Raw genomic sequence first — 21,516 nt, 5'->3', positions numbered from 1 at the left:
TTCAGGGCGTCCCTGGGCCTTGCGGGTGGCTGGGTATTAATGCCGGCATCATGAAACCCCACATGTCGTCAATCCTTTTGAGAACGTCGCGCCGTTCTGTCAGCACGTTGGAAACCATCTGGACGCCCGTGAAAGACGCAACCAAATACCGTGCGAAGTCTGCGGCCTCAACCTCGGGCCGCACGTCACCGTCCAATTGGGCTTGGCGCGTCAGCATCTCCATGGTGGTTACCCAGTCCTGGTAGGGACCTTTGACGTCTCCATTGAACGCCGAAGCTTCGAAGGTCAGCCGGATTCCGGCCCTGACGATTGGCTCATCGAGTAGCTGTTGGCCGAATGTCCGGCACATGGCGATCATGGTCTCCAGCGCGGGCAGTCCCGCGGCGGCGATCTTCTCCCCGGCGACACGCACGATGTTGTGCTGTTCGGCGATGACGGCAAGCGCCAGGTCTTCCTTCGACTTGAAATGGAAATAGAGCGCGCCTTTAGTGACCGAGGCGCGCTCAGTGACGTCGCTCAGGCTTGCATTCCCGTAACCGACCTCTTCAAAGATCGACGCTGCACCCTCGATGACTGCCGTTCGGGTGGCTTTGGCACGTTGTTGCATGATCCGCGTGGAGACCTCTCCGGTTTCTGCGTCCGGGATACTTGAGTACATGAAACTGACGGACCCGAAGATCGGTGGGGGACATGTCAACATGTGTTGACCATGTGCCCCGGGTACTGGTCCTCGGTTCGTCCGGTTTCATTGGAAGCCGGGTTGTAGCCTCACTCGCCGGATCCGGAGGGGCGCACGTTGTTGCACTCTCACGAAAACCGGTTGCAAGACTACGAAACAACAACGCTACCATTGCGACCGCTGACATTTCCGTCCCGGGGAGCCTGATTCCCTTCTTGGCCGGTACGGATGTGGTCATCCACGCAGCATCCTATGTGGGCGCCGAGCCTCGCCTTGCCCATGCGATCAACGAGGCCGGCACCGGTCACGTCGTTGAGCAGTGCCGGGAAGCCGGGGTAGCCCGGCTGATCTATGTCAGTACGTGCAGTGTTTACGGGAGCGGTCCCCACCGCGGCATTCTTGAATCCGAGGTGGGATATCACCCGGCCTCGGTTGCCAGCGCCACCCGTGCCGTTGCCGAACAGCTGGTTCTCGGCAACGGCGGCGAAGTTGTTCGCCCCAACCTCGTGTTCGGTGCGGGAGACCGCTGGTTTGTTCCGGGCCTGCTCAGGCTGATGAAGGTTGCTGGCGGGTGGCCGGGCGATGGTTCGGCGCTGCTTTCGATCATCGGCGTCGAGGCCCTTGGCAGGCTGCTTTCCGGGCTTGCGTTGGCACCCCGGCAACCCGGGCGCGCTTTCCATGCCGCATATCCGGAACCTGTTCCGGTGTCATCCCTCCTGGAGAGCGTTGCCCGGGTATTCGGTGTGGAGTGCCCCAAGTTCCTGGGAGATGACGAACAGGCAGGCCCGGCCTTGCGCGCGGCAGGATTCAGTAGCCATCAGGTTGACTTGGTGACGAAGGATCACTGGTATTCCTCCGGAGGCCTTTGGCGGATCTCCGGGCTCGAACCGGAAACGTTCAGCAGTGCCCTTGGTGAATTTTCTTCCGCCTACCACGTTTCCCGGGAGCCCAACCGGTCATAAACCGGTTGATCGGTTTGTTTAATGGCCGGCCAGTCTCTAGACTTCAGTCCAGCGGCTCGTTGTGTTTGCGGCAACTAGTTGAAGGGCAGTAATGGGGGGAGGTGCGGCCGAGCAATCGACCGCACCTCATCTGTCCTACCGCACATCCTCGGTCCGGGTGCCGATGGCGTTCGATTTCCTATCTCACATCCTTGTGGTTTAGTATTGACGAGTTGCTCCGGCGGGGATGGAAGTCCCGGTGAGCAAAGTTCGGGGCTGTGGCGCAGCTGGTAGCGCACCTGCATGGCATGCAGGGGGTCAGGGGTTCGAGTCCCCTCAGCTCCACCACAAGAAAAGGGAATCACCCGAGCGGGTGGTTCCCTTTTTCGTCTCTCCGTGGCAAGCGTCAGGCACGGCCCCGTGCTACTCGCGCTTGACTCCATATTCTGCCGCGCTGACAAACTCGATCGCCGAGTAGGTCTCGTCGCCTACCACCCAGGCGTTGTGTCCGGGCGGAATGGTGTACGAATCTCCTTTGGAGATGCTGATCTTCTTGCCGTCGCTGGTCTCGACTTCCAGTGCGCCGGCAATGCAGTAACCCACGTGGTTGAGCTGGCAGGAATCCGTTTGGACCACCGGTTTGATGCAGTCCGCCCAACTCCAGCCCGGTTCGAAGCTGAGGCGGCCGATCGTGTAGTCACCAACAGTGACGTTTTCCACCACGGTTTTCTCCGGGCGGCGAACTTCATCGGGGGAATTGTGCGACTTTACTTCAAGCTGAGTGACGAGGTTGACAGTCATGGTCTGCTCACAAGGGGAGTGGGAGCCTGGTCTTCCAGGTCCGCAACGTGGCTCGCCCTTCGCAGCGGACCCTGATGTCCGGGCTGCTTGCGGCGCGTGCCGTGCCTTCAGCAGCGGTCAGACGGTCGATTACTTGCAATCTCTACCATCCTCCGCCACCCCCGTGTTGTCGAGGGTTCCTGAGGGGGATAGATTGGTGCACCGTGACCTTGACCGAGCTGGATGCACACCTTGAGACGCTCTTCGGCACCCTGCGCCGCTTTCCCGACGTCGAGGCGGAGAACCTGCACGCGCATGACGCCACCGACCGGCTCCTCCTTGAGACCGCGGCGGGCTACCTCAGTAATCCGGAAACCCGCGTTGCGGTGATCGGCGACCGCTACGGAGCCCTGACCCTCGGCGCCTTGGCGGCGCTCGGCGTCGGGCACGTCCGGGTGACCCAGGACCTCTACGCCGGCAGGCTCGCGCTGCAGCGGAACGCCGAGGCGTCCGGGCTGTCCGGCCGCTTTGATCAGTTCGAGCTGGGCGCCGGCCTGCTCGATGGCGCCGAACTGGTGATCATGCAGCTCCCCAAAGCCCTCGCGGAACTGGAAGAAATCGTCGACGCCGTAGCGCGCTTTGCGGCGCCGGGTGCCGTCCTGCTCGCCGGAGGTCGCGTCAAGCACATGTCCCTGGGGATGAACGCCGTCCTTGAACGCAGCTTCGAATCGGTGCAGCCGCAGCTTGCGCAGCGGAAGTCACGTGTCCTGCTTGCCGCCGGTCCCAAGCGGCCGGACACTCCGGAGCGCTTCCCGGTCTCGGAACAGAACACGGAGCTGGGGATGACGGTCTGTGCCCACGGGGGTGCGTTTTCGGGCACGAAGCTGGATATCGGCACGCGTTTCCTCTTGGGCTTCCTGGACAGGATCCCCGGAGCGCGGCACGCGGTAGACCTCGGCTGCGGTACCGGGATCCTGGCCGCGATCTACTCCCGGAAGCATCCCGACGCCCGGGTTACGGCGACGGACCAATCGGCGGCAGCCGTCGCTTCCGCGAGGGCAACCGCGGCAGCCAACGGACTGGCAGATCTCATCACGGTAGTCCAGGACGACGCCATGTCCACTTTCGAACCGGGCAGCGCCGACCTCATCCTGCTGAACCCGCCGTTCCACCTCGGCGCAAGCGTCCATGCCGGGGCGGCCACGAAGATGTTCGATGCCGCGGCGAGGGTCCTGTCTTCCGACGGCGAACTCTGGACTGTCTACAACAGCCATTTGCAGTACCGCGCGGCGCTCGAAAGGCTGATCGGTCCCACCAGCGAAATCGGCCGCAACCCGAAATTCACCGTGACGCGCAGTATCAAACGTTAACCATCAGAGCGCTTCCGACAGCAACTGCTCCACCCCGAAGTGCCCGATTCCCGCCATCCGCGGATTGTCATCCGAGAAACTGACCATCGCCGTCGCAAGGACCACAGCCCAGCCGCGGGACCGGGCCCACGTAGCGGCGTCCACCGCGCCTCCGAAGGCCGCCATGAAACGGCGCCGCGCACCGCCGTCGAACATCAACCATGCCACGGCGAGGTCGACGGCGGGATCCCCGGCCCCGAGGTCGCCGAAGTCGACGACGGCGGCGAGGCGGCCGTCGGGCCGCAGGAGGACGTTGGCCGGGTGGAGATCTCCATGCAGCCACAGCCCGGGGCCATCCCACGGCGGCGCCCCGCAGGCCTCGGAAAAGAGCGTCCGCAACCGTGCCGCCTGCGGATAGCGGCTGGAATCGTCGAGCCGCTCCATGACCACGCCGGACCTCGCTGCCAAAGGCACCCCCCGGACGGGATTGACGGGCGCGCCCGGTGGGGCCGGAACGTGGATGGCGACGAGGAACGCGGCAAGGTCCTCGGCTGCCGCGTTCCGTAACTCCTGGGACGCCCGCGCCGCGGAGAGTCCCTCCAACCAAGGAGTCACGCTCCACGGCCATGGATAATCCGCGGATGGCCGCCCCGAATGGATGGGGCTGGGGAGGGGCACTGGCGAACGCTTGGCATACCCGGGGAGATAGTGCTGCTCATGCAGTATCAGCTGCGCTGCCGCCTCCCGGCGGGGCAAGCGGACGGCCCACTCCTTGCCGAGCCGGTACATGACGTTGTCCCAGCCGTTGGCCACCAACTCCAAGGGAAGGTCGGCGAGCCCTGGCAGCTGATCTTCGAGCAAACTCCTCACCAACCCTGCGGTGATGTCCAGCTCGGCCTGCGGCATGAGTGCCATATTCGGGGGCCTCCGATCAGCAATATCCGGGTCCATTACGCCTGGGCAGCGTGTGGGCATACCGGGACAAGCACAGGTGCCGTACGATGCAAATGCAACAGCATTATTCGAATGATTTTAGGGGAATCCGTGACTGAGATCCGCCAGCCGACTCCGAGGCGCGGAACCAATCTGCCCCGCATGGGGGACTTCAACCTGACCGTCATTCTCGACGCCATCAGGCGTTCGTCCGGCGGACTGAGCCGGGTGGAACTCGCCCAGATTGTCGGCCTTTCACCGCAGACCATTTCGAACATCTCCCGCCGCCTCCTGGATCAACATCTCATTGTCGAAGCGGGCAAGGAAGGCAGCGGCCCGGGCAAGCCCCGCACGATCCTGCGCCTGAACCCTTCCGGAATGTACGCGCTTGGCGTCCATCTCGATCCTGCGGTCATCACCACCGTGGTCCTGGACCTGGTCGGAGACGTTGTGAAGCACTCCAGGATTCCCACGCCGGCCGGAAGCAATCCGCAGCGCGTCATCGCCGCCATAGCGGAGGAAATCAAGGCGCTGATCGAAGATTCCGGTGTTGATACGGGAAAGATCGCGGGACTTGGCGTCGCGGCGCCGGGCCCCATAGACCTTGACGAGGGTACGGTCGTGGATCCGCCCCTCATGACGGGTTGGGACCGGGTGCACTTGAGGGACGCCCTTGCCGAAGCCACCGGGCTCGAGACCCTTGTGGACAAGGACGTAACCAGCGCGGCCGTCGCCGAAACCTGGGCGGGCGGGGCCAGCGGCACCGGAAGTTTCATCTTCATGTATATGGGTACCGGTATTGGTTGCGGCATCGTCTTGAATGACGAAGTTGTCCGTGGAACGTCCGGCAACGCCGGTGAGATCGGACACATCATTGTCGATCCGGACGGGCCAGCATGCGATTGCGGCCTGCGCGGTTGCGTCAAGTCCTCCTGCATCCCGCAGGTGCTCGTGGCCGAAGCCGAAGAGCAAGGTGTCCTGAACGGTGGCCGCAAAGGCACCGAAGGCCCGGAGGTCCAGGAAGGCTTTGCCCGGCTTTGCGATGCGGCGGACGCAGGTGACGAACGGGCCATCGCGATCATAGACAAGTCGGCGGTGCTGGTTGCCCGGGCGGTCGCGGTGGTGACCAACACCCTCGACGTCGAACGCGTCGTGTTTGGTGGCCCGTTCTGGGGCCGGATGTCCGAACGTTACCTGGATCGCATTCCGCCCTTGCTCGCGGCCAACAGCGCCGCCAACAGCATCCACGGCATCGAGGTTGTCGGGACCGGAGTGGGCGAAGATGTCGGCGCCATCGGCGCGGCCTGCCTGGTGCTGGAACATACGCTTGCGCCGCGCGCCCAGCGGCTCCTCTTGGAAGGCTGAAGCCTTCACCACGTCCTGCGTCGCAGGGCCGCATTTATCAATATCGGTAACAGGCTGGGCCAGCTGAAGTGTGGGGGCTGCAGCCGCTTGAAGATCGGAGCGTCATGCGTCGCCCAGTCCGGATCGGAGCAGCACTGCTCGGCGTCGTAGGCCTTTTGGCCTCGGCCGCCTGCTCTGCCCAACCGCAAGCTGTTAACAAACAAACCATCAAGATCGTCTATCAAAAGACGGACTCCTTCACCGCCCTGGACAAAGTCTTCCAGGACGCCAAACAGGAATTCGAGGCGGCAAACGCCGGCGTCACCGTGGACTTGGAGCCCATCCAAGCCAACGACGACGATTACGGCACCAAGCTCGCGCTGGCCCAGCGTTCCCCGGACACGGCTCCGGACGTCTTCTACGAGGACACCTTCAAGGTCCGCTCGGACGTCGACGCCGGATACTTGCTGAAACTCGACTCGCAGCTGGCCGCGTGGGACGAGTGGTCCAAGTTCAACGAGGGTGCCAAGGCCGCGGGACGCGGTGACGACGGCAGCATCTACGCCGTCCCGCTCGGCACTGACACGAGGGCCATCTGGTATAACAAGACAGTCCTCCAGAAGGCCGGCATCTCGGTGCCCTGGCAGCCGAAGACCTGGGAAGACATTCTGGTTGCGGCCCGCAAGATGAAGGCCGCGGATCCGGGCGTGATTCCCTTCAGCATGTACGCCGGAAAAGGCACCGGTGAGGGAACCGTCATGCAGAGCTTCTACGAATTGCTCTATGGAACGGGAAGCTCCCTGTATTCGGAAAGCGACAAAAAGTGGGTTGTGGGTTCCAAGGGGTTCACCGACTCGCTCCAGTTCCTGAAGACCCTCTACGACGAGAAGCTTTCCGTGACCCCTGCGGATGCCCTCGATTCGAACGTCTGGAAGAAAGTCTTTGGACAGTGGCTGCCGCAAGGCAAAATGGGTGCCACCGTGGAAGGCTCCTACGCGCCGTCTTTCTGGCAGAAGGGCGGCTCCTACGAATGGGCCGGCTATGCGCAGGACATGGGAGTGGCCATGTTCCCGACACAGCGTGGACAGGATCCCGGTGGCGTGAGCATGTCCGGTGGATGGACGCTCGCCGTCGGCGCGAAGACCAAGACCCCGGACCTGGCCTTCAAGTTCCTGACGACTGCCGTGAACAAGAAGAATGCCTTGGCGTTTGACGTGAACAACTCGCAGATCGCCGTCCGCACCGATGTCGCTTCCGATCCCGGATACCAAGCGGCCAACCCGTTCGTGAAGGATGTTTCCGATTTGGTGGGCGTCACCCACTATCGCCCGGCAACCGCCGACTATCCGAAGATCTCCCTCGCGGTCCAACAAGCCACCGAGGCTGTCATCACCGGCAAACAAAACCCCGCGGAAGCCGCAGCCGAATACGACGCTTCGGTCAAGAAACTCGTCGGCGACGCCAAGGTCATGCAGAAATGACGCATGGCAGTCCCTGATTCCCTCAACCGCGGTTCCCTGCGACGCAGATCGCCCGTCCGAAAGGCTCTGCGTCGCAGGCTCCGCTTGTTGCCGGTTTTGCCGTCAATACTGCTGTTGGCCCTCTTCATGGTGGCACCTGTGGCGTGGTCCTTCTACGCCTCCTTCACCAACGCCGCATTGTCCGGCAAGGCGGCCTTGAACCCCCAATGGGTCGGCCTGGACAACTACGCGCGGATGCTGACGGATTCGGTCTTTCCGCTCTCGGCTTGGCTGACGGTAATTTTCGTGGCCGTTTCCGCGATCCTCGGACAGAACGCCCTGGGCCTGGTCATCGCCCTGTTGATGACGAGATCCGGGGGAGCGACGGCGTCGCTGGTGGGCACCGTGGTGGTCGCGGCGTGGATCCTGCCGGAGATCGTGGCGGCCTTCGCGGCCTACGCGTACTTCAGCCAAGACGGCACACTCAACCAGCTCTTGGCATTGTTCGGTGTCCAAGGCACCAACTGGCTCTACGCTTTTCCGATGGCCGCCATCATCCTGGCCAATGTGTGGCGCGGCACCGCGTTCTCGATGCTGGTCTACAGGGCCGCGCTTTCCCAGGTCCCGCGCGATATTTCCGAAGCCGCCCTCATGGACGGCGCCAGGGGTTGGCAACGCCTGGCTTTCATCACCCTGCCGATCATCCGGGGAAGCATCGCCACGAACCTCATGCTGATCACCCTCCAGACTCTCGCGGTATTCACCCTCATCTGGGTGATGACGGCCGGTGGTCCCTCCAACGCGAGCACCACCTTGCCCGTGCTGGCGTACCAGGAAGCCTTCAAGCTCGGAGACATCGGCTACGGCACCGCGATCGCTTCGGTATTGATCCTGATCGGCATGGTCTTCGGGGCTGTGTACGTCAGGCTGATCCGCGGGGCGAAGCCGTGACCTCCCTGCGGCGTGCGCCCCTGCTCGCCGGGAAGCGCCCGACGGCGGTACCAGGGCGGCGGCTCCGCGTGCGCTTCGCTGCCAATGCGGCTTTGGCCGTGATTGGGCTGTGCTTTGTGCTGCCCCTTGCGTGGTTGCTTCTCGCCTCCGTTGATCCGCACGCCGGATACGAGACGCGGTGGCCGCAATCGGCGTCGCCCGCCAATTTTGCCGCCGTGATGACGCCCGGGCTGCTCTTCCACCCGCTCGTGAACAGCTTCCTGCTCTCTGCCGGAACCGCCGTCGTGAACCTGGCGGTTGCCGTGCTCGCGGCCTATCCGCTGTCCCGCTACCAATCGCGCTTCAACAAGCCGTTCCTCTACGCGATCCTGTTTGGCACTTCGCTCCCGGTCACGGCGATCATGGTGCCCGTCTACGGCCTGTTCGTACAGTTGCAATTGCTGGACTCGATGCCGGCAACCATTTTCTTCATGGCAACCACCACTTTGCCGATGGCCATTTGGATGACCAAGAACTTCATGGACTCCGTGCCGTTGGAGCTGGAGGAAGCCGCCTGGATGGACGGCGCCTCGGGACTCGCCACGCTGCGGAGAATCGTGGTGCCCCTGATGAGGCAGGGGCTGGGAGTGGTGTTCATCTTCGTCTTCATCCAGGCCTGGGGGAACTTCTTCGTCCCGTTCATCCTGTTGTTGTCTACCTCAAAGCAGCCGGCCGCGGTGTCTGTCTTCAGCTTCTTTGGCCAGCACGGAGCCATTGCCTACGGGGAACTCGCCGCGTTCTCCATCTTGTATTCGGTCCCGGTGCTTATCCTCTACACGGTGGTCGCCAAGGGTTCGGGAAGCGCGTTTGCGCTGTCCGGCGCGATGAAGGGCTGAGCGGCCGACAGCCAGGACTCAGTCGATGTCCTCCACGATGGTGCCGTAGGGGATGGAATCATCCAGGTGTGCTTGGTGGCCGGTGAGGCCGCGGTTGTAAAGCACCCGCACCCCGTGAAGCTTGTCCGCGGCCGATTGCATCAAGATGGGGCGGACGGTTTGGATGAACCGCTCGTCCTTGCCGTCGAGGTATTCCTGATAACTGGCTGGAAGCTGGATCATGGCAAAAGAATAGTCCTGCAGGACCGTCATGGGGAGGGCTCGCAACGGGCTTCTCTGTGGCGTACTGTTTTCGGCTTTAAACCCTGCCAGTAGCCAAAGCGAACAATCTTCAGAAATCAGGCGAAACCTAGCGTAAAAATGCGTCTTAATTCGGCGGGGGATTTGTGGCGCCCGGAACCCCGATCTAGAGTCGTATTCAAGTTACCGCGGTAACGTGTCAGCGATCCTCCGCCGGATCTGCCTCTTGAAGGCAGGCAGGAGGGTGTGGGTGCCCCCATGTGGGCCTGACATTTGCACACGGACAACTTCATTCCAGGCGTAACAGTCGCGGCTGCGCCCTGCTGGAGTTCGTTGCGTGTATCCCCGAACTCAATTCACCGATTCTGCAGTCCATGGACCTGGCTTTCAAGTCCGTGAACGCAGGCCCGCTGACACACAGCCAAGGACGCAAATGTCACCACCAAGCCTCATCGACACCCATCCAAACTTGACCGGCACGGCTCCCGTTGCCCTGTCCTACGAACTTTTCCCTCCCCGCTCTCCCGCCGCCGCGGAGTCCCTCTGGACGACCATCGGGGAGCTCGAGGCCACTGACCCCGATTTTGTCTCGGTCACCTACGGCGCCAGCGGCTCCAACCGGGACACCGCCGTCGAGCTCATCAACCGGCTGCTGCTCGAAACGACCCTGCGGCCATTGGCCCACCTGACCTGCGTTGGAAACACCCCGGAGGAATTGGCCGAGATCATCGGCGAGCTCCTGGACAATGGCGTGCGCGGCATCCTTGCGCTGCGTGGCGACCTCCCCAAGGACAGCGGACAGCCGGTCAACGGTTCGCTGCGCTACGCCCAGGACCTGATCGAACTGATCCGCCGCGTGGAACAGCGACGTTCGGCCCTGCTGTGCGCGGGCAAGATCGCCGTTGGCGTGGCCGCCTATCCCACCCGCCACCCTGAGTCGCCGAGCGTGGAGCACGACGTCGAGGTGCTGCTTGCGAAGCAGCGTTCGGGCGCAGACTTCGCCATCACGCAGGTCTTCTTCCACACCGAACAATATGCGGACCTGATCTCCCGGGCCCGGCGTGCGGGCGTCACGATCCCGATCATCCCGGGCGTCATGCCGCTGACCAGCCTTCGCCGGCTCAAGCGCCTCGGCGAGCTCACCGGCGTCGAGCCGGCACCGGAGCTCATCGAGAGCCTTGCCGCGGCGGACAGCGACGCCGAACGGCGCAGGATCGGAGTCCGTGCCACCGTGGACCTGGCCAACGCCGCCCTCCAGGCCGGTGCTCCGGGCATCCACCTGTACACGTTCAACGAGCACGCCTGCGCCCTGGACGTGCTGGACAAGCTTGCCTTGCCCCGGCCGGCCAGGCCCGCCAGCAGGCTCAGTGCCATCGCCCGCCGCCAAGAACTCGTCAGCTGATCAGCCAACGCTGCTCCGCACACCCTAGACACATCGATTTGCACCTACTGCCCCAAGGAAATCCCATGACTGAACAGAACATCACCCAATTCCCCGCCGCATCCCTGCTCGGCTACCCGCGCATCGGCCGCCGTCGTGAACTCAAGAAGGCTGTTGAAGCGTACTGGGCCGGCAAGATCGACGCCGCTGCTCTTGACGCCGCTGCCAAGGACATCCAGCTGACCACGGCGAAGCGACTCCGGGAACTGGGCCTCAATGAAGCCGCCGCCGTTCCCGGCACCTTTTCCTTCTACGACCAGGTGCTCGACGCGACGGCTCACTTGGGCGCCGTCCCGGCCCGTTTCGGCCAGTTGCTCAACGCCGAGGGCCAGCTCGACATCGATGGCTACTTCACCTTGGCCCGCGGCAACAAGGAACAGCAGCCGCTGGAAATGACCAAGTGGTTCGACACCAACTACCACTACCTCGTGCCGGAAATCGGCCCGGAGACCGACTTCAAGCTCGCCTCCAACCGCATCGTCGAGGAATTCGAGTTCGCCCTGGCCAACGGCATCGAGACCCGCCCGTACATCGTGGGCCCGGTGACCTACCTTCTGCTTTCCAAGGCTTCGGACGACGCTCCTGCGGGCTTCGCCCCGCTGTCCCGACTCGAGGACATCCTCCCGGTCTACGTTGAGCTGCTCGGCAAGCTTGCCGCCGCCGGCGCCAGCTGGATCCAGTTGGACGAGCCCGCCCTCGTCGTAGACCAGGACACCCCGGCCGAAGAAATCCAGGCTGCCGTTGCCCGTGCCTACGAAGTTCTCTCCGGTGCCGCAGCGCGCCCCCAGCTCTTCGTGTCCACCCCGTACGGCTCCCTCGACGGCCAGCTCGGTACCCTTGCCGCCACCAACATCGACGCCCTGCACATCGACGTCTTCAAGGGCGCGGTACCGTCCGCGGCAGCCCTGGCGGGCCTCGGCAACAAGACCCTGGTTGCCGGCGTCGTCGACGGCCACAACATCTGGCGCAACGACCTCGCGGTCTCGGCCGCAAAGCTCGACGAATTGAAGGCCGCGGCCGGCAAGCTCGCCGTCAGCACCTCCACCTCCACCCAGCACGTTCCGCACGATACTGCCGAGGAAACCCAGCTCTCCGCGCAGCTCCGCAGCTGGCTCGCATTCGCTGACCAGAAGGCCGTCGAGGTCAAGACCCTCGCCGACTACTTGGCCAACCCGGCTTCCGCGAAGGCCGCCATCGACGAAGCGTCCGCAGTGATCGCCTCCCGCGCCACCGCCGAAGGCGTCCAGCGCGCCGACGTCCGTGCCCGCACCGCTGCCCTCACCGAGGCCGACTTCAACCGCTCCGAGTACTCGGTCCGCGAAGCCGCACAGGAAGCAGCGCTTCACCTGCCGCCGCTGCCCACCACCACCATCGGTTCCTTCCCCCAGACCTCGGAAATCCGCTCCGCCCGTGCCCGCAACAACAAGGGCGACCTCACCAACGAGCAGTACGAACAGCTCATGAAGGATGAGATCAAGCGCGTTGTCGAGCTGCAGGAAGAGCTCGGCTACGACGTCCTGGTGCACGGCGAGCCCGAGCGCAACGACATGGTCCAGTACTTCGCCGAGAACCTCGAAGGATTCGACGTCACGGTCCACGGCTGGGTCCAGTCCTACGGCTCGCGTTGCACCCGTCCGTCCATCCTTTGGGGCGATGTCACCCGTTCGGCTCCCATCACGGTTGCTTGGGCCGAATACGCGCAGTCCCTCACCAACAAGCCGATGAAGGGCATGCTCACCGGTCCGGTCACCATCCTGGCCTGGTCCTTCGTCCGCGACGACCAGCCGCTGGGCGAGACCGCCAACCAGGTGGGCCTGGCGCTGCGCGACGAAATCGCCGATCTCGAGGCTGCCGGCATCAAGGTCATCCAGGTGGACGAGCCCGCCCTGCGCGAACTCCTGCCGCTGCGCAAGGCCGACCACGCAGCCTACCTGAAGTGGTCGGTTGACTCCTTCCGCCTGGCCACCGCTGGTGCCGCCGACGCCACCCAGATCCACACCCACCTCTGCTACTCGGAGTTCGGCGTGATCATTGACGCGATCGACGGCCTCGACGCCGACGTTACGTCCATCGAAGCAGCACGTTCACGCATGGAGGTTGTCCACGACCTCGAGGCGCACCACTTCGGCCGCGGCGTTGGTCCGGGCGTCTACGACATCCACTCGCCGCGTGTTCCGGGCGAGGCCGAAGTCACCGAGCTGCTGTCCACCGCCGTCAAGCACGTTCCGTCCCGCCAGCTCTGGGTCAACCCGGACTGCGGCCTGAAGACCCGTGGCTACGCCGAGACCGAAGAGTCCCTGCGCAACCTGGTCAAGGCCACCAAGACGGTCCGCGCCAGCCTGCTCGAAGCAGCCAAGTAGACATCACGTAGTACGAACGGCGGCGGCCGGTCACCTCGAAAGGTGACCGCCCGACGTCGTTAACTCTGCCTCAGGACCTTGGTCCTGCGTCACGACTCCCAGAGGATCTCGTCGTCCACCACGCCGTCCTCGTCCGCCGCGACTACCAGGAGTTCGTCGGTGAAGTGCGAGCCCAAGGTGAAGTCGAGGACGAAATAGCGCTCCGGCTGGCCGGGGTAGATCGCTACATGGCCTAGTTTGAGGGCCTTGAGGAAGACGTCCTTGGTGAGCTGCGTCTTGTCGCGGACGCCGAACACTGCCTCCAGTTGCTCGTCCTTGAGCTGGTTGGAGTGGAAGTGGAGGAATTGCTGGGAGTTGGTGCCGTCCTGGTCCAGCTCCTCGGCGATCATGTCCCGGACCTGGTCCACCAGCTCGGGGAGGTAGCCCAGGCGGTAGTCCACCTTATGGAGTGCCTTCTCGTCGAAATGGTCGTGCGCCGCGACGTTCAGGTCCAGTTCCAGGGGATTTCCGGCGAGCTCGTGCGAAGCCACGTAACAGTGCTCCCGCCCGTGGTTGAGCTCGATCTCCCCAAAATGTTTGCTCGCTACCTTGCTCATGTCTTCAAGATAGTCCCAAACAAGCGGCGTGTTCCAGCATCCTGGAAGATTTCAGGTGCGTGGTTTGGGCGTTGACTTTTGAGTCGATTTGGGCATCGTAGCGGCACTGCCGGCGCGGACGGTTGCGGTGCTCCCGCGAAGGGTATCGGCCAGCAATTCCGTGAAGAGCTGCACCTGCGCTGTGCGCTTCTCGTTGATGAGCAGGGCGAACACGTTGCGGGCTAGCCGGATGTCCGGAACGTCGAGGACCACGACGCCGGGCGGCCGGTGCCGCAGCGCGAGTTCCGGCACCAGTGCGGCGCCGAGCCCCGCTGCCGCCATCTCGAGGCTGGCGTGGAAGTCGTCGCTATAGGCCGCGACGCGCGGGTGCAGATTGCAACTGGCGAACAAGCGTTCAATCACCACCGCATCGCTCGTGCCCGGGTGGTGCATGATCCAGGGCATGTCCGAGAGTTGCGAGGCCTGCATTTCGGCGTCCTCCCGGATGCCCCAGGACGCGGGGAGCACCACCCGGAAGTCGTCGTCGCCGATCCATTGCCGGTCCAGGGTGTGGGGCCACGCGAGTCCGGACTGGCCCACTTGGTACACCAGCGCCAGGTCCAGTTCGCCGCCGGTGCGCAGCCCTTGGATGGTTTGGGAAGGTTCGGCCACCCATACACGGAGTTCTATGCCAAGCTTTTTCCAGCGCGGGTTCCGGAGAATGTCCGGCAGGACGTAGGTTGCCAGGCTGGGGAAGATGCCGAGCCGCAGTTCCTGGACGGGGGAGTCCGCGCTCCTCGATGCGGCGGCCAGCAGGGTCTCGACGTCGGTGAGCACTTTGGAGGCATGCCGCACCATGGTCAGGGCGGCTTCGGTGGGAACCACGCTGCGTGGGGAACGGTGGAAGAGCTCGACGCCGGTGTCCCGTTCCAGGGATGCCATCTGTTGGGATACGGCTGAGGCTGTGTAGCCGAGCCGTGCGGCGGCTGCCGCGAAGGAACCGAGCCGCGTGACTTCAAGCAGTGTCCGCAGGTGGAGAAGGTTGACCATCAGTGATCCTTAGGCTCGATGCCGGCCGAAATCCGTGCCCAGCCAGCATAGCGGTGTGAATTCGGTCTCCGCTGCTGCCCGGGGGAGCCACGAAACCGTGTTTGCAGGATGCCGCGACACGCCGGGATCCAAGCGACACGCTGAGGATTAAATGTGGCTAAGTAGTCCACAGGGTGTGGATTACGTCTCCGGATTTGGCGGATTCCCGGACATTTTTACCTCCCTTGCCTGTGGACTACCGGTGCGTAAAATGACATACTTGTAATACATCATCTTGGGGTTCCGCTGAGGCGCTTGCACTACATGTAGTATCGATTTACGGATTGAGCGGGAAACCAGCACAAGACATGCAAGACATGAATGCAAGACGTGAATAGAAGAGTTCGGCCGCCTAGGCGGTCAGCGGGCCAGCATCGGAGTCGGAATCAGTTCCGGTCGGGGCCTGCCAAGCGAAGAGCAAAGACTTCAACAAAGGGGACAGGGACCATGACTGTTACGGTTTACACGAAGCCGGCCTGTGTTCAGTGCAACGCAACCTACCGTGCACTCGACAAAAAGGGCATCGCCTACCAGAGCGTTGACATCTCACAGGATGCCGAGGCCCTTGAGCGCCTGAAGGCCCTTGGATACATGCAGGCCCCCGTCGTGGTGACCGAGCAGGACCACTGGTCAGGTTTCCGTCCGGACAAGATCGAAGAGCTGGCGCTGGCTGCCGCTTCGGTAGCGTAGTTTTTCAGGACTCCGCCACAACAACAAAGTATTCCAATGTAGTCGAGGTGACTCCCATGGCAGCGCTGGCAACAGCAACTGCTCAACTGAACGCTGAAGCCGTCAGCACGCGGAGTCACCTCATCTACTTTTCCTCCACATCTGAGAACACCAAGCGCTTCGTCCAGAAGCTCGGCGTCGACGCGGAACGCATCCCGCTCCATGCCAAGGACGCACCGCTGCTCGCACTGGAACCTTTCGTCCTGGTGCTGCCCACGTATGGCGGCACGAATGGCGAAGGATCGGTGCCCAAGCAAGTCATCAGGTTTCTGAACAACCCGCAGAACAGGGAACTGATCCGCGGCGTCATCGGAGCAGGAAACACCAACTTCGCGGAAAACTACTGCATGGCGGGAGACATCATCGCCACCAAATGCCGGGTTCCGCTTCTTTATCGATTCGAACTCATGGGGACTCCGGAAGATGTTGACCGGGTCAATCAAGGATTGGAAAAGTTTTGGACACGACTGTCGCAGATACAGAAGTAACCAAGGGCGCTATGGACACCGCCAAGGTCAAGAAGCCATTGCCGGAGGCCTACAAGGGCCTTGGCTACCATGAGCTCAATGCCATGTTGAACCTCTATGGTCCGAACGGGGAGATCCAGTTCGAAGCCGACCGCGAGGCCGCGCACCAGTACTTCCTGCAGCACGTGAACAACAACACCGTTTTCTTCCACGACCTGGAAGAGAAGCTGGACTACCTGGTCAAGAACCAGTACTACGAGCGCGAGACCCTCGATCAGTACACGATGAACTTCATCCGTGACCTGTTCAACCGCGCCTACAAGAAGAAGTTCCGCTTCGAGACCTTCCTCGGCGCCTTCAAGTTCTACACTTCCTACACGCTCAAGACCTTCGACGGCAAGCGTTTCCTGGAGCGCTACGAAGACCGTGTCTGCATGGTTGCCCTGCACCTTGCCCGCGGCAACGAGGAGTTGGCCAGCCGCCTCGTCGACGAAATCATCGACGGCCGCTTCCAACCCGCCACGCCCACGTTCCTCAACGCCGGCAAGGCCCAGCGCGGCGAGCTGGTCTCCTGCTTCCTGTTGCGCATCGAAGACAACATGGAGTCGATCGCCCGCGGCATCAACTCGGCGCTGCAGTTGTCCAAGCGCGGCGGTGGCGTGGCCCTCTCGCTGACCAACATCCGCGAGCACGGCGCCCCCATCAAGCAGATCGAAAACCAGTCCTCCGGCGTCATCCCGGTCATGAAGCTCCTCGAAGACAGCTTCTCCTACGCCAACCAGCTCGGTGCCCGCCAGGGTGCGGGTGCCGTGTACCTGCACGCCCACCACCCGGACATCTACCGATTCCTGGACACCAAGCGTGAAAACGCCGACGAGAAGATCCGCATCAAGACGCTGTCCCTCGGCGTCGTCGTCCCGGACATCACGTTCGAGCTGGCCAAGAAGAACGAGGACATGTACCTCTTCTCCCCGTACGACGTCGAACGCGTCTACGGCGTCCCGTTCTCCGACATCTCGGTCACCGAGAAGTACTACGAGATGGTGGACGACTCCCGGATCAAGAAGACCAAGATCAGCGCCCGCGAGTTCTTCCAGACCCTCGCGGAGATCCAGTTCGAGTCCGGCTACCCGTACATCATGTTCGAGGACACCGTGAACCGGGCCAACCCGATCGCGGGCAAGATCACCATGAGCAACCTGTGCTCGGAGATCCTGCAGGTGTCCACGCCGTCCATCTACGCAGAGGACCTCAGCTACGAGACGGTCGGCAAGGACATCTCCTGCAACCTTGGTTCGATGAACATCGCCAAGACCATGGATTCCCCGGACTTTGGCCTCTCGATCGAGACGTCCATCCGGGCCCTCAGTGCGGTGTCGGACATGTCCTACATCAACTCGGTGCCGTCCATCGCGCAGGGCAACGCCCAGAGCCACGCCATCGGCCTCGGCCAGATGAACCTGCACGGCTACCTTGCCCGTGAGCACGTCCACTACGGTTCCGAAGAGGGCCTGGACTTCACCAACATCTATTTCTACACGGTGCTGTTCCACGCTCTCCGTGCCTCGAACAAGCTGGCCATCGAGACCGGCCAGCCCTTCGGCGGCTTCGAGAACTCCACCTACGCCAGTGGCACGTTCTTCGACAAGTACACCGATCAGGAATGGGCCCCGGAGACCGGGCGCGTCCGCGAGCTCTTCGCAGGCATCCACATTCCCACGCAGGACGACTGGCGCGAGCTGAAGGCTTCCGTCATGGAGCACGGCATCTACAACCAGAACCTGCAGGCCGTCCCGCCCACAGGTTCCATCAGCTACATCAACAACTCGACGTCGTCGATCCACCCGGTCGCGTCGAAGATCGAGATCCGCAAGGAAGGCAAGATCGGCCGCGTCTACTACCCGGCCCCTTACCTGACGAACGACAACCTGGAGTACTACCAGGACGCGTACGAGATCGGTTACGAGAAGATCATCGACACCTACGCCGCGGCCACGCAGCACGTGGACCAGGGCCTGTCCCTGACCCTGTTCTTCAAGGACACCGCCACCACGCGTGACATCAACAAGGCGCAGATCTACGCATGGCGCAAGGGCATCAAGACGCTCTACTACATCCGCCTCCGCCAGCTAGCGCTGGAAGGGACCGAAGTTGAGGGCTGCGTTTCCTGCATGCTGTAACCGATAACGGTTGCTTATTTGCGGCAGCCGCCGCGCCTCAAAACTGAAGAGTACGACGCCGGGCGAGCGCCCGGCGTCGTACGCTTACCTTAAAGAACACAAACGTTAAGGGGACGAAATGACCGAGAAGGTCAAGCTGCTTAGCCACGTCGAAGCGATCAACTGGAACCGCATCCAGGATGACAAGGACGTGGAGGTCTGGAACCGCCTGGTCAACAACTTCTGGCTGCCGGAGAAGGTGCCGCTGTCCAACGACGTCCAGTCCTGGCACACCCTGACGCCGGACGAGCAGCAGCTCACCATGCGCGTCTTCACGGGCCTGACCCTGCTGGACACCATCCAGGGCACGGTTGGCGCGGTTTCCTTGATCCCGGACGCGATCACCCCGCACGAAGAGGCCGTGTACACCAACATTGCCTTCATGGAGTCGGTGCACGCGAAGTCGTATTCGTCGATTTTCTCGACCCTATGCTCCACCAAGGAGATCGACGACGCTTTCCGCTGGTCCCTCGAGAACGAGAACCTGCAGAAGAAGGCGCAGATCGTCATGGACTACTACCAGGGCGACGATCCCCTGAAGCGCAAGGTCGCTTCGACGCTGCTGGAATCGTTCCTGTTCTACTCCGGGTTCTACCTTCCGATGTACTGGTCCTCCCGTGCCAAGCTCACGAACACGGCAGACCTCATCCGCTTGATCATCCGCGACGAAGCCGTGCACGGCTACTACATCGGCTACAAGTTCCAGAAGGGCCTCGAAAAGGTCTCCGAGGAGAAGCGCCAGGAAATCAAGGACTACACCTTCGAACTGCTCTTCGAGCTGTACGAAAACGAAGTCCAGTACACGCACGACCTCTACGACGGCGTCGGCCTAGCCGAGGACGTCAAGAAGTTCCTGCACTACAACGCCAACAAGGCCCTCATGAACCTCGGCTACGAGGCGATGTTCCCGGCGTCCGTCACCGACGTAAACCCGGCCATCCTGTCGGCCCTGTCACCTAACGCTGACGAGAACCACGACTTCTTCTCGGGGTCGGGGTCGTCTTACGTCATTGGTAAGGCTGTTAACACTGAGGATGAGGACTGGGAGTTCTAGTTCCATTTCCTCGGCGTCGGTCGTCTTAGCCGTCAACGAAGCTGCCCCCGCACGGAAATCCGTGCGGGGGCAGCTTCGTTATTTCCTTCCCCAATACCTACTTATCTAGTCGGCGCACCATTTCAGTGATCCAGATGGGCGCGAACGGAGAGGTGCAGTTCGGGGGAGTCGGGTAATCCTTGAGCACCTCCAGGCGCTCACCGATGTCGATAGCGCGGGCGCGGTGCCCGGCGTGTTCGATTCCGATCTGGGCCAGGCAGTGGTTCATGGCCCATTGCAGGCGATCCGGGGCGTCTTTCATTTCGGCCTCGATCACATCGAGCAATCCTGCAAGGTCCAGGCCCTCGGGATTCTTTGAAGCGCGTTCAGTAGTCAGCGCCCAGCCGGCGCTCGCAACTACGGGATCCGGATCAGCGAACCAGGCAAGGCGGAGCTCCTCGCAATGCGGGTTCTTCTTCACCACGTAGTTGACGAGCCAGTCGTGCACTTTGGGTACACGTGCAGCACGCAACATGACGTCCAGCTCATCGCGCTCGAACGCCTTCGGGCGGCAGACCAGGATCGCGAGCAGTCTGGCCGCCGTGTCTTCGGTCGCCCAGAGCTGGTGCGCGAGTTCCTGCTGCGTCTTCAACCGCTTCGCGAGCGCGCGCAGTTTGCCGAGGTTCACACCGTGATCGTCACCGTGTTTCTCGTTCACCGCGCGTGCTTTCGGGTCCTCGAGCGCGGCCAGCTCGGCAACTATCTCGTGCACGGACGTCTCGGCCACCTCAGCCTCCTGTTCATCATTTGTGGCTTGAGCCTACTAGGACGCGCAGCCTCGCCGCGCCGTCACGAGAGCGTGCAGAGGCTGCCGGCCGGTGTCCCCTCTCTGGACTACCAGGTGGTCAGGCGCTTTGGTGCGCGGCGTATTCCGGGAAGGGGTCGTCGAGGAAGGTGGGCTCGCTTAGCCAGCCCGGATCGCCTGGATCGTCGGAATCGGCGTCGGGCCATGGGTGCGCGGCCGTGAAGGAGTTCCAGTCCGGGAACGGATCCGCGGGCAGTTCCGGTTCCTGAAATGCGGGCGGGTCCAGGTCAGGGAGGGTGTCCGGTTCCTGGCCGGTCGGGAGGTGGTGTGGCCAGTGGGGTGGTTCCCAGTCCTGGTGTTCGCTGGGGTAGTGCCGGTGTGAGGGTGAGGTCCACCCGGGGGGATTGTCTTTGCTGGCCGGGGTGGGGGTCCATGCGGTGGTGTGTTTGAGGCGGTGGTGTTTGGGGCAGGGCTGGCCGAGGTTGGAGATGCCGGTGGTGCCTCCCTCGGCCCAGGCCAGGAGGTGGTCTGCTTCGTTGTCCAGGGAGTGGTTGTTGCAGCCTGGGAAGGGGCACTTGCCGTCGCGGAGCCGGAGCCATTTGCGCTGGGCTGTGGTGAGGCGGTAGCTGGTGCGTCCGATTTCCAGCGGGGCGCCGTCGCGGGGGTCGGTCAAGACCCGGTGGAAGGAGTCGGCGCCGTCGGCGACCAGTGCCCGGGCCATGGAGGGCGGGATCGGCCCGTACCCGTCGAGCGTGGCCGGTTCGTCCGTGGCGCCCAGCAGGGACAGGACCGGGACGGTGATCAGGACCTGCGCCCTCGGGGATGGAACCGGCCCTGCCAGCCCCGGTTCAACTCGTCGGGCGCCCGTGCCGCTGGCTCGCGAACCGCCGTCGCCCGTGCCGCCGTCGGGCAGTCCGCCGTCGACCGTCGCGGAGCCGGTGTTGGCGAGGAGCCAGGTGGCGGTGACGTCGGCGCGGAGTTGGGCGAGGGTCCGGGCCTCGTGGGGGCCTTGAAGGGCGCGGGCGGCGGCGGTGGTCCGTTCCCAGATCCCGGCCGCGGTGTCGGCGGGAAGGTGGGCGGAGAGCCAGGCCATGCCGTCGCGGTCCGGGAGGTATTCGACCCGCCGCTCCGCGGCTCGTGTGGTGTGGCGTTCTTCGATGCTGACGGGGTGGTGGCGTTCGCGCCAGGTGCGGGCTTTGGCCCGGAACCGGGACGGGACGAGCTCCCCGGCGGGGCAGCCCCGGGC

20 protein-coding genes and 1 tRNA gene are annotated in these 21,516 nt (G+C 63.1%); 13 read left to right on the top strand and 8 right to left on the bottom strand.

Annotation, left to right across the window (positions count from 1 at the left end):
* Nucleotide 1: 1 nt before the first annotated feature.
* Nucleotides 2-700 carry a ScbR family autoregulator-binding transcription factor gene (locus AC3WJM_RS18190; RefSeq protein WP_284988290.1) on the bottom strand — a complete coding sequence of 233 codons (699 nt, stop codon included), beginning with the start codon at nucleotides 698-700 and terminating at the stop codon, nucleotides 2-4.
* On the opposite strand from AC3WJM_RS18190, the gene AC3WJM_RS18185 reads away from it, so the two are divergent.
* Both AC3WJM_RS18185 and AC3WJM_RS18180 read left to right on the top strand, forming a co-directional pair.
* Nucleotides 691-1,641 (top strand): NAD-dependent epimerase/dehydratase family protein, encoded by a 951-nt coding sequence (locus tag AC3WJM_RS18185; protein WP_284988289.1) that lies wholly within the window; start codon nucleotides 691-693, stop codon nucleotides 1,639-1,641. The genes AC3WJM_RS18190 and AC3WJM_RS18185 overlap by 10 nt on opposite strands.
* Nucleotides 1,642-1,892: 251 nt before the next feature.
* Nucleotides 1,893-1,968 (top strand) — tRNA-Ala (locus AC3WJM_RS18180).
* A 75-nt stretch (nucleotides 1,969-2,043) separates the two neighbouring features.
* Here the strand turns inward: AC3WJM_RS18180 and AC3WJM_RS18175 are convergent.
* Nucleotides 2,044-2,421, bottom strand: a complete 378-nt coding sequence (locus AC3WJM_RS18175) for a cupin domain-containing protein (RefSeq protein WP_059389338.1) — start codon at nucleotides 2,419-2,421, stop codon at nucleotides 2,044-2,046.
* 209 nt (nucleotides 2,422-2,630) lie between these two features.
* Between AC3WJM_RS18175 and AC3WJM_RS18170 the strand changes: the two genes are divergently transcribed.
* Nucleotides 2,631-3,770 (top strand): class I SAM-dependent methyltransferase, encoded by a 1,140-nt coding sequence (locus tag AC3WJM_RS18170; protein WP_492272593.1) that lies wholly within the window; start codon nucleotides 2,631-2,633, stop codon nucleotides 3,768-3,770.
* A gap of 3 nt (nucleotides 3,771-3,773) precedes the next feature.
* Here AC3WJM_RS18170 and AC3WJM_RS18165 read toward each other — a convergent pair whose 3' ends face one another.
* Nucleotides 3,774-4,664: an aminoglycoside phosphotransferase family protein gene (locus AC3WJM_RS18165; RefSeq protein ID WP_332602082.1), complete on the bottom strand. Its 891-nt coding sequence runs from the start codon at nucleotides 4,662-4,664 to the stop codon at nucleotides 3,774-3,776.
* Between the two features lie 129 nt (nucleotides 4,665-4,793).
* On the opposite strand from AC3WJM_RS18165, the gene AC3WJM_RS18160 reads away from it, so the two are divergent.
* The 4 genes from AC3WJM_RS18160 (at nucleotide 4,794) to AC3WJM_RS18145 (ending at nucleotide 9,312) form a co-directional block, all read left to right on the top strand.
* The gene (locus AC3WJM_RS18160; RefSeq protein WP_284988286.1) at nucleotides 4,794-6,047 is read left to right on the top strand and encodes an ROK family transcriptional regulator; all 1,254 of its coding nucleotides are present in this window, start codon (nucleotides 4,794-4,796) and stop codon (nucleotides 6,045-6,047) included.
* A gap of 104 nt (nucleotides 6,048-6,151) precedes the next feature.
* The gene (locus tag AC3WJM_RS18155) at nucleotides 6,152-7,507 is read left to right on the top strand and encodes an extracellular solute-binding protein (RefSeq protein ID WP_492260307.1); all 1,356 of its coding nucleotides are present in this window, start codon (nucleotides 6,152-6,154) and stop codon (nucleotides 7,505-7,507) included.
* A gap of 126 nt (nucleotides 7,508-7,633) precedes the next feature.
* On the top strand, nucleotides 7,634-8,437 hold the full coding sequence (locus AC3WJM_RS18150; RefSeq protein WP_492272592.1) for a carbohydrate ABC transporter permease: 804 nt from the start codon (nucleotides 7,634-7,636) through the stop codon (nucleotides 8,435-8,437).
* Nucleotides 8,438-8,457: 20 nt separating this feature from the next.
* Entirely contained in the window at nucleotides 8,458-9,312 is an 855-nt protein-coding gene (locus AC3WJM_RS18145; protein ID WP_306960214.1) for a carbohydrate ABC transporter permease, read from the top strand.
* A gap of 18 nt (nucleotides 9,313-9,330) precedes the next feature.
* On the opposite strand, the gene AC3WJM_RS18140 is transcribed toward AC3WJM_RS18145, so the two are convergent.
* A complete protein-coding gene (locus AC3WJM_RS18140) occupies nucleotides 9,331-9,534 on the bottom strand; it encodes a hypothetical protein (RefSeq protein WP_113990700.1) in 204 nt (67 codons plus the stop codon).
* A 451-nt stretch (nucleotides 9,535-9,985) separates the two neighbouring features.
* Between AC3WJM_RS18140 and AC3WJM_RS18135 the strand changes: the two genes are divergently transcribed.
* Nucleotides 9,986-10,954 carry a methylenetetrahydrofolate reductase gene (locus AC3WJM_RS18135; protein WP_307052968.1) on the top strand — a complete coding sequence of 323 codons (969 nt, stop codon included), beginning with the start codon at nucleotides 9,986-9,988 and terminating at the stop codon, nucleotides 10,952-10,954.
* A 65-nt stretch (nucleotides 10,955-11,019) separates the two neighbouring features.
* Complete coding sequence (metE, locus tag AC3WJM_RS18130; protein WP_492272578.1) at nucleotides 11,020-13,353, top strand: 5-methyltetrahydropteroyltriglutamate--homocysteine S-methyltransferase; 2,334 nt, start codon at nucleotides 11,020-11,022, stop codon at nucleotides 13,351-13,353.
* An 89-nt stretch (nucleotides 13,354-13,442) separates the two neighbouring features.
* Here the strand turns inward: metE and AC3WJM_RS18125 are convergent, their stop codons facing one another.
* Both AC3WJM_RS18125 and AC3WJM_RS18120 read right to left on the bottom strand, forming a co-directional pair.
* On the bottom strand, nucleotides 13,443-13,949 hold the full coding sequence (locus AC3WJM_RS18125) for a DUF2004 domain-containing protein (RefSeq protein ID WP_059389332.1): 507 nt from the start codon (nucleotides 13,947-13,949) through the stop codon (nucleotides 13,443-13,445).
* Between the two features lie 51 nt (nucleotides 13,950-14,000).
* Nucleotides 14,001-14,978 (bottom strand): LysR family transcriptional regulator, encoded by a 978-nt coding sequence (locus AC3WJM_RS18120; RefSeq protein WP_492260306.1) that lies wholly within the window; start codon nucleotides 14,976-14,978, stop codon nucleotides 14,001-14,003.
* A gap of 486 nt (nucleotides 14,979-15,464) precedes the next feature.
* Here AC3WJM_RS18120 and nrdH point away from each other — a divergent pair, with 486 nt between their 5' ends.
* The 4 genes from nrdH to nrdF all read left to right on the top strand — a co-directional run bounded on the left by nrdH (nucleotide 15,465) and on the right by nrdF (nucleotide 19,486).
* Nucleotides 15,465-15,707 (top strand): glutaredoxin-like protein NrdH, encoded by a 243-nt coding sequence (gene nrdH / locus AC3WJM_RS18115; RefSeq protein WP_028267421.1) that lies wholly within the window; start codon nucleotides 15,465-15,467, stop codon nucleotides 15,705-15,707.
* A gap of 56 nt (nucleotides 15,708-15,763) precedes the next feature.
* Nucleotides 15,764-16,234 (top strand): class Ib ribonucleoside-diphosphate reductase assembly flavoprotein NrdI, encoded by a 471-nt coding sequence (nrdI, locus tag AC3WJM_RS18110; RefSeq protein ID WP_059389331.1) that lies wholly within the window; start codon nucleotides 15,764-15,766, stop codon nucleotides 16,232-16,234.
* Nucleotides 16,235-16,245: 11 nt separating this feature from the next.
* Nucleotides 16,246-18,393 carry a class 1b ribonucleoside-diphosphate reductase subunit alpha gene (gene nrdE / locus AC3WJM_RS18105; protein WP_492272591.1) on the top strand — a complete coding sequence of 716 codons (2,148 nt, stop codon included), beginning with the start codon at nucleotides 16,246-16,248 and terminating at the stop codon, nucleotides 18,391-18,393.
* A gap of 118 nt (nucleotides 18,394-18,511) precedes the next feature.
* The gene (gene nrdF, locus AC3WJM_RS18100; RefSeq protein WP_059389329.1) at nucleotides 18,512-19,486 is read left to right on the top strand and encodes a class 1b ribonucleoside-diphosphate reductase subunit beta; all 975 of its coding nucleotides are present in this window, start codon (nucleotides 18,512-18,514) and stop codon (nucleotides 19,484-19,486) included.
* A gap of 97 nt (nucleotides 19,487-19,583) precedes the next feature.
* Here nrdF and AC3WJM_RS18095 read toward each other — a convergent pair whose 3' ends face one another.
* Nucleotides 19,584-20,252 carry a DNA alkylation repair protein gene (locus tag AC3WJM_RS18095; protein WP_492272577.1) on the bottom strand — a complete coding sequence of 223 codons (669 nt, stop codon included), beginning with the start codon at nucleotides 20,250-20,252 and terminating at the stop codon, nucleotides 19,584-19,586.
* 118 nt (nucleotides 20,253-20,370) lie between these two features.
* Nucleotides 20,371-21,516: HNH endonuclease signature motif containing protein (locus tag AC3WJM_RS18090; protein WP_492272576.1), on the bottom strand; the 1,146-nt coding region annotated here is incomplete at its 5' end.

The sequence above is a fragment of the Arthrobacter sp. FW306-1B-G06A genome (assembly GCF_058781765.1).
This window is presented reverse-complemented; position numbering and strand designations above follow the sequence as displayed.

Coding starts and splice junctions, on each gene's coding strand:
- AC3WJM_RS18185 (WP_284988289.1), top strand. CDS start 691: ATGTCAACATGTGTTGACCATGTGCCCCGGGTACTGGTCCTCGGTTCG.
- AC3WJM_RS18190 (WP_284988290.1), bottom strand. CDS start 700: ATGTTGACATGTCCCCCACCGATCTTCGGGTCCGTCAGTTTCATGTAC.
- AC3WJM_RS18175 (WP_059389338.1), bottom strand. CDS start 2,421: ATGACTGTCAACCTCGTCACTCAGCTTGAAGTAAAGTCGCACAATTCC.
- AC3WJM_RS18165 (WP_332602082.1), bottom strand. CDS start 4,664: ATGGCACTCATGCCGCAGGCCGAGCTGGACATCACCGCAGGGTTGGTG.
- AC3WJM_RS18155 (WP_492260307.1), top strand. CDS start 6,152: ATGCGTCGCCCAGTCCGGATCGGAGCAGCACTGCTCGGCGTCGTAGGC.
- AC3WJM_RS18150 (WP_492272592.1), top strand. CDS start 7,634: ATGGTGGCACCTGTGGCGTGGTCCTTCTACGCCTCCTTCACCAACGCC.
- AC3WJM_RS18140 (WP_113990700.1), bottom strand. CDS start 9,534: ATGATCCAGCTTCCAGCCAGTTATCAGGAATACCTCGACGGCAAGGAC.
- AC3WJM_RS18135 (WP_307052968.1), top strand. CDS start 9,986: ATGTCACCACCAAGCCTCATCGACACCCATCCAAACTTGACCGGCACG.
- metE (WP_492272578.1), top strand. CDS start 11,020: ATGACTGAACAGAACATCACCCAATTCCCCGCCGCATCCCTGCTCGGC.
- AC3WJM_RS18125 (WP_059389332.1), bottom strand. CDS start 13,949: ATGAGCAAGGTAGCGAGCAAACATTTTGGGGAGATCGAGCTCAACCAC.
- AC3WJM_RS18120 (WP_492260306.1), bottom strand. CDS start 14,978: ATGGTCAACCTTCTCCACCTGCGGACACTGCTTGAAGTCACGCGGCTC.
- nrdH (WP_028267421.1), top strand. CDS start 15,465: ATGACTGTTACGGTTTACACGAAGCCGGCCTGTGTTCAGTGCAACGCA.
- nrdI (WP_059389331.1), top strand. CDS start 15,764: ATGGCAGCGCTGGCAACAGCAACTGCTCAACTGAACGCTGAAGCCGTC.
- nrdE (WP_492272591.1), top strand. CDS start 16,246: ATGGACACCGCCAAGGTCAAGAAGCCATTGCCGGAGGCCTACAAGGGC.
- nrdF (WP_059389329.1), top strand. CDS start 18,512: ATGACCGAGAAGGTCAAGCTGCTTAGCCACGTCGAAGCGATCAACTGG.